Annotated in this window: 13 protein-coding genes; 6 read left to right on the top strand and 7 right to left on the bottom strand. The window is 71.4% G+C overall.

Features of this window, described 5'->3' with window-relative positions; genetic code table 11:
• Positions 1–554: 554 nt before the first annotated feature.
• Genes ACGF3C_RS25335 through ACGF3C_RS25350 form a run of 4 tightly spaced genes read left to right on the top strand, consistent with a single transcriptional unit; the run spans position 555 to position 3,722 of the window.
• Entirely contained in the window at positions 555–977 is a 423-nt protein-coding gene (locus ACGF3C_RS25335; protein WP_393225799.1) for a molybdopterin-binding protein, read from the top strand.
• A 44-nt stretch (positions 978–1,021) separates the two neighbouring features.
• Entirely contained in the window at positions 1,022–1,825 is an 804-nt protein-coding gene (gene modA, locus ACGF3C_RS25340) for a molybdate ABC transporter substrate-binding protein (RefSeq protein ID WP_393226325.1), read from the top strand.
• Positions 1,822–2,658, top strand: coding sequence for a molybdate ABC transporter permease subunit (gene modB, locus ACGF3C_RS25345; RefSeq protein WP_357225412.1), 837 nt, complete (start codon positions 1,822–1,824; stop codon positions 2,656–2,658). Before modA ends, modB begins: the two co-directional genes overlap by 4 nt.
• Positions 2,655–3,722 carry an ABC transporter ATP-binding protein gene (locus ACGF3C_RS25350; protein ID WP_357225407.1) on the top strand — a complete coding sequence of 356 codons (1,068 nt, stop codon included), beginning with the start codon at positions 2,655–2,657 and terminating at the stop codon, positions 3,720–3,722. The genes modB and ACGF3C_RS25350 overlap by 4 nt, the downstream gene beginning before the upstream one ends.
• A 38-nt stretch (positions 3,723–3,760) precedes the next feature.
• On the opposite strand, the gene ACGF3C_RS25355 is transcribed toward ACGF3C_RS25350, so the two are convergent.
• The 4 genes from ACGF3C_RS25355 to ACGF3C_RS25370 all read right to left on the bottom strand — a co-directional run bounded on the left by ACGF3C_RS25355 (position 3,761) and on the right by ACGF3C_RS25370 (position 6,638).
• The gene (locus ACGF3C_RS25355; protein ID WP_357225404.1) at positions 3,761–4,174 is read right to left on the bottom strand and encodes a type II toxin-antitoxin system prevent-host-death family antitoxin; all 414 of its coding nucleotides are present in this window, start codon (positions 4,172–4,174) and stop codon (positions 3,761–3,763) included.
• 29 nt (positions 4,175–4,203) lie between these two features.
• Positions 4,204–4,776, bottom strand: coding sequence for a GNAT family N-acetyltransferase (locus ACGF3C_RS25360; RefSeq protein ID WP_393226328.1), 573 nt, complete (start codon positions 4,774–4,776; stop codon positions 4,204–4,206).
• A gap of 161 nt (positions 4,777–4,937) precedes the next feature.
• Complete coding sequence (locus ACGF3C_RS25365; RefSeq protein ID WP_393225804.1) at positions 4,938–5,378, bottom strand: hypothetical protein; 441 nt, start codon at positions 5,376–5,378, stop codon at positions 4,938–4,940.
• A gap of 33 nt (positions 5,379–5,411) precedes the next feature.
• Positions 5,412–6,638 (bottom strand): hypothetical protein, encoded by a 1,227-nt coding sequence (locus ACGF3C_RS25370; protein WP_393225807.1) that lies wholly within the window; start codon positions 6,636–6,638, stop codon positions 5,412–5,414.
• 166 nt (positions 6,639–6,804) lie between these two features.
• Here ACGF3C_RS25370 and ACGF3C_RS25375 point away from each other — a divergent pair, with 166 nt between their 5' ends.
• Entirely contained in the window at positions 6,805–8,364 is a 1,560-nt protein-coding gene (locus tag ACGF3C_RS25375; protein ID WP_393225810.1) for an NAD(P)/FAD-dependent oxidoreductase, read from the top strand.
• 37 nt (positions 8,365–8,401) lie between these two features.
• On the opposite strand, the gene ACGF3C_RS25380 is transcribed toward ACGF3C_RS25375, so the two are convergent.
• Both ACGF3C_RS25380 and ACGF3C_RS25385 read right to left on the bottom strand, forming a co-directional pair.
• Complete coding sequence (locus ACGF3C_RS25380) at positions 8,402–9,232, bottom strand: hypothetical protein (RefSeq protein WP_393225812.1); 831 nt, start codon at positions 9,230–9,232, stop codon at positions 8,402–8,404.
• A gap of 112 nt (positions 9,233–9,344) precedes the next feature.
• Positions 9,345–10,070 carry a TetR/AcrR family transcriptional regulator gene (locus ACGF3C_RS25385; protein ID WP_393225814.1) on the bottom strand — a complete coding sequence of 242 codons (726 nt, stop codon included), beginning with the start codon at positions 10,068–10,070 and terminating at the stop codon, positions 9,345–9,347.
• A gap of 22 nt (positions 10,071–10,092) precedes the next feature.
• Here ACGF3C_RS25385 and ACGF3C_RS25390 point away from each other — a divergent pair, with 22 nt between their 5' ends.
• Complete coding sequence (locus ACGF3C_RS25390; protein ID WP_393225817.1) at positions 10,093–11,220, top strand: FAD-dependent oxidoreductase; 1,128 nt, start codon at positions 10,093–10,095, stop codon at positions 11,218–11,220.
• Positions 11,221–11,409: 189 nt separating this feature from the next.
• Here ACGF3C_RS25390 and ACGF3C_RS25395 read toward each other — a convergent pair whose 3' ends face one another.
• Complete coding sequence (locus ACGF3C_RS25395) at positions 11,410–12,273, bottom strand: alpha/beta fold hydrolase (protein WP_393225820.1); 864 nt, start codon at positions 12,271–12,273, stop codon at positions 11,410–11,412.
• Positions 12,274–12,351: the final 78 nt, after the last annotated feature.

The following is a 12,351-nucleotide window of genomic DNA, read 5'->3' on the forward strand; positions in this document are numbered from 1 at the left end:
CGCGGGCGCGCGCACCCCCCGGTGCGTGGCGACCGGGGGCCACCTCCCCACCCAGCCCCCCCACCCCCGCACCTGCTCCCCGCGGGGGGGGGGGGGCTCCCCCGAGCCCGCCCGCCCGCGCCCACACACCCGCGCGCCCATACACCCGCACCCCGCACCCCGCACCCCGCACCCAAGATCCGCGCAACTTCGCGGATGTTGCTGCCTCCGACGCGGAAGAGGCAGCAACATTCCTGATATTGCGCGGATCTTGACCACGACACCTGCCCGATCGGTCGGGAATGGGGTTCTGGGGCGCCCGCGCCTCACACCCGCGCCGAACACCCGCGCCCCACATCAAGATCGCGCTCCAACCAGGATGCGGTGGCCTCATCGCTCGCCAAGACCACTACTTCCTGGTTCGAGCACGATCTTGCGGGCTCGGACCAGGTATCCGCAGGCGTCCTGAGACAGCACAGCAGGACGCAACTGCTGGCCCGGACAGCCACCGACCCACATGTTTGCAGCTTGTTCTGGGGTATCGCGCTGGCAAATGCGGGCGCTAGGATGAGCGGGTGACGACGTACCGGATCGGGGAGGCGGCCGACCTGCTCGGCGTCAGCGCCGACACCATTCGCCGCTGGGTGGACGCCGGGCGCCTGACGGCCGAGCGCGACGAGCACGGCCACCGGGTCGTCGACGGCGTCGACCTGGCGTCGTTCGCTCGCGCCCAGGCCAACGACCCGGATGCGGGCGCCGAGTTCTCCTCGGCCCGCAACCGGTTGCGCGGCATCGTCGTCGACGTCCGTAAGGACACGGTGATGGCCCAGGTCGACATCCAGGCGGGCCCGTTCCGGGTCGTGTCACTGATGAGCCGGGAGGCCGTCGACGAGCTCGACCTGCGGGTCGGTTCGGTGGCCGTTGCGGTGATCAAGTCGACCACTGTCGTGGTGGAGCGGGCCGCACCCGCCCCGGCGCGCGGACGGTCGGCCAGATGAACGCGGGGACGGACGGCCAGACGAACGCGAAGACGGTCGCGCGGATGAACGCGCGCGCGGTCGCGCGGAGCAGGCGTACGGCGGTGGCTGTCCTGGTGGCGGCCGGCCTGGCGCTGACCGGCTGCGGCGCGGGCGACGGCCAGGCAACCGGCAGCGGTACTGACGGGCGGGTGACCGGCCCGGTGACCGTGTTCGCGGCCGCCTCGCTGACCGAGTCGTTCACCCGCATCGGGAAGGACTTCGAGGCCGCCTACCCGGGCAGCCGCGTGACCCTCAACGTCGCCGGCAGTTCCGCCCTGGCCAACCAGATCACCCAGGGCGCGCCGGCGGACGTGTTCGCCTCCGCCGCCCCGACGAACATGAGCACTGTCGTCGAGGCCGGCGACGCCGATGGCACGCCGAGCGTCTTCGCCCGCAACCAGTTGGTGATCGCGGTGCCCCGGGGCAACCCGAAGGCAGTGGCCGGCCTGGCCGACCTGAGCCGCCCGGGTGTGAAGGTGGCGCTCTGCGCCAGTCAGGTGCCGTGCGGCGCAGCGGCCCGCACCGCTTTGGACGCGGCCGGCGTCGCGCTGACGCCGGTCACCCTCGAACAGGACGTCAAGGGTGCGCTCGCCAAGGTGAAGCTCGGCGAGGTCGACGCAGCACTGGTCTACCGTACGGACACGCGGGCGGCGAGCGACGACGTGACGGGCGTGGAGTTTCCCGAGTCGGCGCGGGCGGTCAACGACTACCCGATCGTCGCGTTGAAGGATGCGCCGAATCCGAACGGCGCACGGGCTTTCGTCGCGTACGTCCGCTCGGCGCCGGCGCAGGCGGTCCTCGCCGACGCGGGGTTCCAGGCCCCGTGAGGCAGGTCCACGACCTCAACGCACCGAGCGGTCGCCCGGCCACGGCTCGACGGCGGGGTCGGGTGCCGGCGGCGCTGCTGATCCCCGCCGGGCTGGGGTTTCTGTTCCTCGTCCTGCCGTTGGCGGGGCTGCTGATCCGGGCACCGTGGACGACCCTGCCGGAGCGGCTCGCCGCGCCGGGCGCGTTGACCGCCCTGCGGCTGTCGGTGCAGACCGCCACCCTGGCCACCGCGCTCTGTCTGCTGCTCGGGGTGCCGCTCGCCTGGGTGCTGGCCCGGGTCGAGTTCCCCGGCCGTCGGCTGGTACGCGCGCTGGTCACCGTGCCGCTGGTGCTGCCGCCGGTGGTCGGCGGGGTGGCGCTGTTGCTGGTCTTCGGCCGACGCGGCCTGCTCGGTGGCTGGCTCGACAGCACGTTCGGCATCACCCTGCCCTTCACGACCACGGGTGTCGTGCTGGCCGAGGCGTTCGTCGCCATGCCGTTCCTGGTGATCGCCGTGGAGGGTGCGCTGCGTGCCGCCGACCACCGCTTCGAGGAGGCAGCGGCGACGTTGGGCGCCAGCCGCTGGACCACCTTCACCCACGTCACGCTGCCGCTGGTGGCGCCCGGCCTGGCCGCCGGGGCGGTGCTCTGCTGGGCCCGGGCGCTCGGAGAGTTCGGTGCCACCATCACCTTCGCCGGCAACTACCCCGGTCGGACTCAGACCATGCCGCTCGCCGTCTACCTGGCGTTGGAGACGGACCTGGAGTCCGCGATCGTGCTCAGCCTGGTGCTGCTCGTCGTGTCGGTGGGCATCCTGGTGGCGTTGCGGGACCGCTGGATGACCACCGCATGAGCGACCGACTTCTCGACGCGCGGCTCGTCGTCGACCGGGGCGTCTTCCGGCTCGACGTGCCGCTGCGGGTCGCGCCGGGCGAGGTGGTGGCGTTGCTCGGCCCGAACGGTGCCGGGAAGACCACCGCGCTGCGGGCGCTGGCCGGGCTGCATCCCCTCACCGACGGGCACGTCACCCTCGACGACGTCGACCTGGACCGCCCGGCGACCGGGGGCTGGGTGCCCACCGAACGCCGCTCGATCGGCGTGGTCTTCCAGGACTACCTGCTGTTTCCGCACCTCAGCGCATTGGACAATGTGGCCTTTGGACCGCGTCGGCACGGCGTCGAGCGGCGGGCCGCCCGCGCCACCGCCCGGGAGTGGCTGGGCCGGGTGGGGCTGGACGCGCAGGCGCAGCGCAAGCCGCGGCAGCTCTCCGGCGGTCAGGCGCAGCGGGTGGCGCTGGCCCGCGCGCTGGCCATGGCACCGTCGCTGCTGCTGTTGGACGAGCCGCTCGCCGCGCTGGACGCCCGCACCCGGCTGGACACCCGCGCGGAGTTGCACCGGCACCTGTCGGCGCACGCGGGCGCGACGGTGCTGGTCACCCACGACCCGTTGGACGCGCTGGCGTTGGCCGACCGACTGGTCATCGTCGAGGGTGGCCGTGTGGTGCAGGAGGGCGACGGGCCGAGCGTCACCGCCCGCCCGCGCACCGACTACGTCGCCCGGCTGGTCGGGCTGAACCTGTACCGGGGCCGCGCCGACGGGCACGGGGTGCGGGTGTCGCCGGAGCTGACGCTCACGGTCGCCGACCGGTTGGACGGCGAAGCGTTCGTGGCGTTTCGCCCGGCCGCTGTGGCTCTGCACCCGGCCCGGCCGGACGGCAGCCCACGGAACACCTGGGCGGGCACGGTGGCCGGCGTCCAGCGCCACGGTGACAACGTGCGGGTGCAACTGGACGGACCGATCGGGGTGGCCGCCGACGTCACGCCGGCCGCCGCAGCCCAGTTACGGCTGATCCCCGGCCAGCGGGTCTGGGTGGCGGTCAAGGCGACCGAGACCCACGCCTACCCGGCCACGGGCTGACCCGAAAGCCGGCCACAGCGCCCCGGCACGGACGCTGGTCAGCCGGCGAGCAGATCGGCATGCGCGGCGCGCAGCCGGGCCAACGTGGGGTCGCTGCCCGGGACGACGCGGTTGTCCAGCTCGGCCCACGCCTCGGCCAGCGCCGCACGGACCGCGCCCAGCTCGGCGGCGTGCCGCTGTGTGCTGCGTCGGTGCTGCTCCTCGAGGCGGCGGGCCCAGCCGGCGGTGACCGTCGCGAGCCGGTCGGCGTCGGCGCGGGCCTGGGCGGCACTGCGGGCGGCTGCGGCGGGGACGATCGCGGCGACCGGGCGAGGATCGCCGTCGCGGGTGACGACGGTGACCGCGTCGGTCAGCTCGGCCAGCGCGACGAGCTGGCTGAACCGGGTGCGCGCCTCACGCAGCGGCACGGAACGCGGCGGGTCGGAATGAGGGGTGAGCGCGGGGACGGCCATGGATGCATCGTGCCGCGCGGGTATGACAACTATTCGCGGTCGTCAGTGGACGGTGCGTAAAAGTCGGTCCACTCGTCCGCCAGCACCGACCAGATTTCAATGTCGATCCGACCGTGTGGACCCGGGATGACCTGGCGCAACGTGCCGTCGAGGCGCAGGCCGAGCCGGTCGGCGAGGGCCTTGCTGCGGGTGTTGTCGGCGTTGGTACGCCACTCCACCCGTTGGATGCCGCGCTCGCGCACCGCCCAGTCGACGATCCGGCGCACCGCCGGGGCGACCAGGCCCCTGCCCTGCGCCGCCGGCTCCACCCAGCAACCGACCTCGCAGACGCCCCGGGCCACGTCGAACGACACGAACATGACCCCACCGACGAGCGTGCCTCGCCACCACAGCCCCCAGATGCCGCCGCTGTCGCTGGCCCAGAGGTCGGCGTACCGCTGCAACACCGCGCGGGCCGACGGCAGGTCGGTGGCGACGAAGGACGGCGAGACCCAGGGTCGGATGTGCTCGCGGGCCCGGTCGAGGTGGGCGAGGAACTCCTCGGCCCGCCACGGGTTCAGCGGTCGCAGCTCGACGTCCTCGGTCAACGGCAGGGCGAACACCGGGCCTCCACTCAGTACGCTTCTCACGTCGGTAGCAGGCTCGCACAGCCACCCTGACCGAAGCACGGCCGCCCTCCGCGCTCACCCCGGCAGGTACGTCCGGAGCGATCAGCCGGCAGGTGGGCCCGCAGCGCTCACCCCGGCAGGAACGGCCGCAGCGATCACCCCGGCAGGTACGTCCGCAGCGCGGCGAACTGGGCCACGGTCAGGTAGGAGGGGTTGGCGGCCTGCGGCTGACGGAACACCTCCAGGGCGGCGAGCCGGTCATCGGCACGCAACAGCAGCCGGGAGATGCGGTCCTGGTCGGCGAGGATGGGCAGATCCAGCGGCACCGACCACGGCTGCCCCGGTGCGCCTGGCTCGGCCGCCCCGGTGACCTGCCCGACGCCCCACAGCCCGTACGGCAGTCGGCCCCGGCTGCCGCTGGCCCAGAAGACCACCGGTTGCCCGGCGCACATCAACCGCGTCCGGTAGCCGGGACGTACGCACCAGCTCGTCACCAGTGGCTTCCGGGCGAACCGGGCGGCGAGGTCGACCAGGTCCGCGTTGCCCTTGATCAGCCAGGCGCCCAGGTCGTCGAGGCGTACCCGTGGCTCGCTCATCCGCCTATCCTGCCCGGCCACCGGCCGTCCCAATCAAATGATCATGTGGGTCCAGTAGCTGAGCCACAGCACGAAGAGCACGCCCTGCACCACCGCGAGCGTCGCGGTCAGCCACACGTCCACGCTGGCACGGCGGGCCCAGCGGGCCAGCACCAGCGCCACCGGGAAGGCGGCGAGCAGATAGCGCAGCAGGCTCTTGTACACCGGCGGGCCCATCGACAGCGGCACCAGCACCATGAGGACGCCGTACACCAGGTAGGCCAGCTCCCGGCGGCGGAAACCGACGACCAGCACCGCGAGGACGGCCACGGCGAACCACACCCGAGCGGCGTCGCGCGGCTCGCCGGTCATCCCGTCGAGCAGCACCGGGACGGGGTTCTGCACCTCGATTCCCCATCCGGTCTCCTGGGCGTGCTGGTAGGCGAGCCAGTCCCCGCCCCGCCACCGGCAGTACGCCATGAAGGTGAACCACCCGGCGGGTAACAGCAGCAACGGCCAGCCGATCCGGAGGTAGCCGAGCAGGGCGCGCGGCCCGAGCCGCCAGTCGTGCTGCCGGAGCAGCACCAGGGCCAGCGGCAGCGCCACGAGCAGGCCGACGGAACGGCTCATCGCCAGGAAGTAGCCGATCACGCCGACCAGCAGCCACCGGCGTCGCTCGGCGTAGAAGAAGGTGGCCAGTGCGAGGCAGACGAAGAGCGACTCGGTCAGCGCGGCCTGGAACAGGAACGCGGCCGGCAGCAGCACGAGGTACCGGATGAACCGGCGGGCCGCGTACGCGTCGCCGAGCAGCAGCTCCGCCAGCCGGTGGCCGTACCAGAGCGCCAGCAGGAACGCGACGTTGCTGATCAGCAACAGGGCCAGTGCGGTGTCGCCGCCGAGCAGCACGCCGACCGGCCGGGCCAGGAACGGGTACAGCAGGGGAAAGCCGAAGTCGCGCCACGGCCCGGTCAGGGGCAGGGTGCTCAGCCGCAGGTACAGCAGCGAGTCCCAGGCGAACCAGAAGGAGATCCACCGGTGCCCGGAGATGTCCCGCTGCTGCGCCCACATCAACGCCTCGTCCGGCGGCGGGGCCCCGGGGACACCGTCCCAGGCGTGCAGGACCAGGAGCCCGAGCACTGTGAGCAGCAGCTTCGCGCCGAGGAACAGGCCGATGACGTACGGCCAGGGCGCGGGCACCCGACGGGCCAGGCGCGCGGCGCCGCGACCGGTCGCGACCGCCCGCGCGGCCAGCGTCGCCGCGCCGCTGCGCCACCGGTCCATCCGCCCGCTTCCCCGCTCCCCCTGCACGCGGGGACGTCGCTCTTCTCGTGGTACGCCACCGCGCGCCCCGCCGAAGCGAGGACCGGCTAGCACTAAGTGTGACATTCTGCGCGTAACGGGTGGACGCCGCGCCTCAACCATGGCGGTGAACAGGGAGCGCGTCAGCATGAGCGAGCAGAACGGCACGGTGGTCATCGGTGCGGGGCCGGCCGGGCTCACCGCGGCGTACGAGCTGCTCCGGCACGGCCGGTCGGTTCAGGTGTTCGAGGCCGACGAGGTGGTCGGCGGGATCAGTCGGACCGTGGAGCGCGACGGGTGGCGGTTCGACATCGGCGGGCACCGGTTCTTCACCAAGGTGCCGCGGGTGGAGGCGTTCTGGCACGAGATCCTGCCGGACGAGGACTTCCTGACCCGGCCCCGGATGAGCCGCATCTTCTACCGGGGCGCCCTGTTCAACTACCCGCTCAGCGCCGTGAACGCGCTGCGCAACCTGGGTCTGCCCGAGGCCGTCCGCTGCCTCGGCTCGTACGCCCGCGCCCGACTGCGGCCACCACGGGACCAGTCGCACTTCGAGGGCTGGGTGTCGGCCCGGTTCGGCTGGCGGCTGTACTCGATCTTCTTCAAGACGTACACCGAGAAGGTCTGGGGTATGCCGGCGGACCGGTTGCAGGCCGACTGGGCGGCGCAGCGGATCAAGAACCTGTCGCTGGCCACCGCGATCCGCAACGCGCTGCTGCCCCGGCGTCGGCGCACGGACGTGACCAGCCTGATCGAGGAGTTCCAGTACCCGAAGTACGGGCCCGGGATGATGTGGGAGCGCTGCGCCGAGCAGGTCCGCCAGCGGGGCAGGCACCTGTGGACGGGCAGTTGGGTCACCGCCGTGCACCGCGACCCGGCCCGTGGACGGGCGATCAGCGTGACGGTCAACGGCGCGGGCGGGCAGCGTACCGAAGCCGCCGACCACGTGATCTCGTCCATGCCGATCTCGGAGCTGGTGGCCGTGCTGCACCCGCCGGCGCCGCCGGAGGTGCTGGCCTGCGCGGCCGACCTGCGCTACCGCGACTTCCTGACGGTCGCCCTTGTCGTGCCGGCGGAGTTCTCGTTCCCGGACAACTGGATCTACGTGCACGACCCGGGGGTGCGGGTCGGTCGGATCCAGAACTTCGGCTCCTGGTCGCCGTACCTCGTCAAGGACGGCCGCACCTGCCTCGGCCTGGAGTACTTCGTGTTCGAGGACGACGAGATGTGGCGTACCCCGGATCCCGACCTGGTGGCCCTCGCCACCGCGGAGCTGGAGCGGTTGGGGTTGGTCCGACCCGGCGTGGTGGAGGCCGGCTACGTCGTGCGCATGCCCAAGGCCTACCCGGTGTACGACGAGCGCTACCAGCACAACGTGGACGTGATCAGGGCCTGGCTGACCGAGGCGGTGCCGAACGTGCACCCGGTGGGCCGCAACGGCATGCACCGCTACAACAACCAGGACCACTCGATGCTGACCGCGATGCTCACCGCCGAGAACATCGCCACCGGCACTACGCACGACGTCTGGTCGGTGAACGTGGAGCAGGACTACCACGAGGAGTCCTGCGGCGGCGACGGCCGGCGGGGCACCGGCCGGGACGCGCCGGTGGTGCCCAGCCGGATCGTCGCCACGTCGATCAGCGCGCCCGAGGGTGTCGCTTCCGCGGGGAGCGGTGATCAGCCGACGCAGGTGCCGCTGGGCTGACGACCTGCACCGATCGACGTGTGCGAACGACGCCGGTCTAGGCCGATTCTGTGCGCGGCAGGTGCGTGCAGTGGGCCACCGTGGCGTCGTCCGGGGCCTGAGCATCGGGGCCGCTGCCGGCCTGGGCTTCGACCTGCCGGACGCGACGGATGAGGCCGGCTGGCCCGCTGTTGGCGAGCAACTCCAGAACGCCAACCCAGTCGGTAAGGCCGTACGAGGTGACGATGCGACTCGCACCATTGCTGAGCAGCGCGACGCCGGCCAGGTCAGCGAGGAGCCGACTGCCGGTGACCGCCTCCCGCGCCGCGCGCGGATCGTCCTTGGCGAGCCAGTAGCCGCCCGGCTGGTTCCGGCGGGCCCGCAGCGCCGTGACGCACGATGCGCGGATGCGGTCGTACTCCGGCGTTCCTGACGTGACGCCCTCAAGGGGCGCTGAGCACTCGCGCCTGGCGATCACCTCGCGTCCGTCGGTGATGACCTGCGGGCCGGCGTCGACCTGGTCGAGGACGAGGAAGGAGTCCGCGAGCAGGAGCCAGTCCAAGCGGCCCTGGCGGGCGCGGACCATGGCGACGGTGGTCTGCGGGCTGCTGACGTCCGCGATGTCGCAGGTGTCGTCGTGCTCGGCGGCGATCGTACCGATGGCGGTGGCGAGGATCGCGGCGAGATCTGGTTCGTCGCCGCGCGACAGGTGGCCGAGCAGCGCGCCGCCGAGGCGGTGCGTGTACCAGGCGACGCCGTGGGCGCACAGGGACTCGGCTCCCGGAATGCCGGCACCGTCGAGCAGGACGACAGCGCCGGGAACCGCACCGACGAAGTCCTCGTTCGGTCGATCGGTGCTGCCGGCGCTCGTGGCCAGGCTGACGTCCACTCGTGGGCTCCTGTCTGGGCCCGAATCGCCGTGTGTGGGGTACGGCCAGTCGGGCGGGTCGGGTTGGTGGAGACACGTCGCGGCGGCGAGCCACTGGCCGCAGCGCGACGGATCACGTCGAGCGTTGGCGGGTGATGCCGTCCAGGATGGTGGTGAGGTTGTGGTTGAAGGTCTCCTCGGCGTTGAGGTGAGCGCCGTCGATGACGAGCCGGGCCACTGTTGGGTACCTGCCGGTTTTCAACATGCGCGTGAGGTAGGGGCCGAGGCTGGCCTGGAAGGCAGCCTCGTCGGTGCCGGTGGAACGTGCGGTGCGTCGTTCGGTGACCTCCCTGCGCACCGATCCGACGATGAAGGCGTTGAGGGCGCCCACGGCCCGCTGGAGATCGTCGATGTCGCGCACGGCGGGGGCCGCACTGAGCGCCGCGGCGGTCGCTTCACCCACGGCGAGCGCGTGTGGTCCCAGGTGTGGCCGTCCGCCGAGCACGTCGGCGAACCACTCGTGGTCAAGGGCGGCGGCGCGGGTCGCGTGGGCGATGGCCAGCACCGTGTCGCGCCACCCGGATCGCCTGCCCACCTCGGCGATCCGGGCGTAGACGACGTCGACCATGAGATCGAGTAGCTCCGACTTGTTGATCACGTAGTCGTAGAGCCGCATCGGACCGACACCGAGCTCTTTGGCGATCTTGCGTAGTGACAGCCCGTCGAGGCCGTGCGCGTCGGCAAGCCCGATCGCCGTAGCGGCGATCTTCTCGCGGCTCAACGGCACCGGCACCGCCCGCGGCTGAGGTTCGGGCCGCTCCCAGATAGGCAGCGGCTCGCTACCGTACGGTGTATCCACAGATACAGTGTACGGTAGTGCCGTGAGAACGCGAATTGCGATCGCCGGTGGCGGACTCGGCGGTTTGACACTGGCTCGGATCCTGCACCGTCACGGCATCGACGCGGTGGTGTACGACCGGGAGGCGAGCCGATCCGCGCGACCCCAGGGCGGCACCCTCGATCTCCACCCGGAGTCCGGGCAACTGGCCCTGGCCGAGGCGGGTCTGGCCGGCCGGTTCCAGTCGGAGGCGCGGCCCGAGGGCGAGGAACATCGCATCCTCGACCCGACCGGACGCACCCTGGTGCACCACGTGCCACAACCTGGCTCATTCTCCGGACGTCCCGAGATCGACCGGGGCGTACTACGTGATCTCCTGCTCGACTCCCTCCCCGACGACACGGTTGCCTGGCAGCACCGGCTCGTCGCGGCGACCCCACGACCCGCCGAGGGCTGGGACCTGACGTTCCACGACGGTCAACGGACCAGCTGCGACATCCTCATCGGCGCGGACGGCGCGCGCTCAGTCGTCCGGCCGCTGCTGATCGACGTCGAGATGTCCTATGTGTCGACAGTCGTGGAGCTGAACGTCGACGACGTCGACCGGCGGCATCCCGATCTCGCCGAGCTGGTCGGCCCCGGGAACCTGTGGTGTGTCGGCAAGAACCAGATCCTGTCGGCGCAACGTCTCGGCGACGGCGGCCTCCGGGTCGGGATCTCCCTGCGCGCCGAGGACCAACCACTCGACACGTACCGCAGCAAGCAAACCCTGCTGGATATCTTCGCTGGCTGGGCCCCCCGCCTCACCGCACTCATCAAGGCCGCCGACGGCCCGCCGACGCCACGCCGGATCGAGGCGATGCCCGCCGATACGCGCTGGACCAGCCGGCCGGACGTCACCCTCATCGGTGACGCCGCGCACCTCATGCCACCGGTCGGCGAGGGCGCCAACCAGGCAATGCTCGACGCCGCAGAACTCGCCGGCCAGCTCGCCGCCAACCCCGCCGACCCGAATGCGGCGATTCGGACGTACGAAGAGTCGATGTTCAGCAGGATTCACCCGATCGCCGAGATGTCCGCACGAGTCCAGGCGATGATGCTGTCCCCAACCGCGGCGGAAGACATCGTCCGCTTCTTCACCCGACCGACGAAGCCCACACGCGCGGAATGACATCTGGCGGTATCGACGCGCGTGGAGATGATCGTTGTATGACGACGGATGTGCACAGTGGGTCCGGTCTCCGTAAGGCCACCCTGACAGATCAGGAGCTGGGGGATACCTCGTGGGACTACTGCCGAATTCACGTGAGGGACCAGGCATCGGGGTACACCCTCTACCTGACCGCGAATTTCCGATGGTTCAGGACAGAAAATGGTGCAGCGCCGCGGTCAGGGCGTCGGGGTTCTCCTCGGCGACGTGGTGACCGGACTCGACCGGCTGGCCGCGGAGATCGGCGGCCCACGGGCGCCAGATGGCTAGCGGGTCGCCGTACAGATCTTCCAGGTCGTCCCGGGTCGACCACAGCAACAGAGTGGGGCAGCGGACAGTGCGGCCGTCACGCCGGTCGGCTTCCTCGTGCGCCCGGTCGACGCCGAGGCCGGCTCGGTAGTCCTCCAGCATGGCCCGCACGGTGGCCGCATCGTGGATGGCCTGCCGGAACTCCTGGTAGTTCTCGGCTCCCATGCTCTCGGGCTGGGCCTTACTGGCGTACCAGGCATCGGGGTCGGCGGCAATGGCCCGCTCCGGCTTGTCCGGCTGGGCGAAGAAGAACCAGTGGTACCAGTCATGGGCGAACTTCGCATTGCACCGGGCAAGAGCCTCACTGATGGGCACGCCATCGATGACCACCAGATGACTGACCGTATCGGGATGGTCCAGCGCCAGGCGCAACGCCACGTACGACCCACGATCGTGCCCAACTGTCGCGAACGTCGGGTGGTCAAGTTCGTCCATCAGCCGGACCATGTCCGCGGCAACCACCCGCTTGGACTGCTGCGAGTGATCCGCGAGAATGCGCGCCTTGCCGGACTGTCCGTAGCCGCGCATGTCGGGGCAGACGACGGTGAACCCGCGATCAACCAGCAGCGGCGCGACCCGATGCCACGTCGACCCCGTCCGCGGATGTCCGTGAATGAGCAGGACCGCAGGCCCGTGTCCCGCATACCGGACCCGCAGTTCCACCTCCCCGACATCGACCCGCTCGTCCTCGAAACCGTCGAACATGCGCGACAAGTATCCGGTCACCCGCCGAGCAAACATCCGTTCACCGACCTGAGCGGTTGCGCGGCGCAGACCACTCGG

It is taken from the genome of Micromonospora sp. NPDC047762 (genome assembly GCF_043204655.1).
Taxonomy (GTDB): Bacteria; Actinomycetota; Actinomycetes; order Mycobacteriales; family Micromonosporaceae; genus Micromonospora.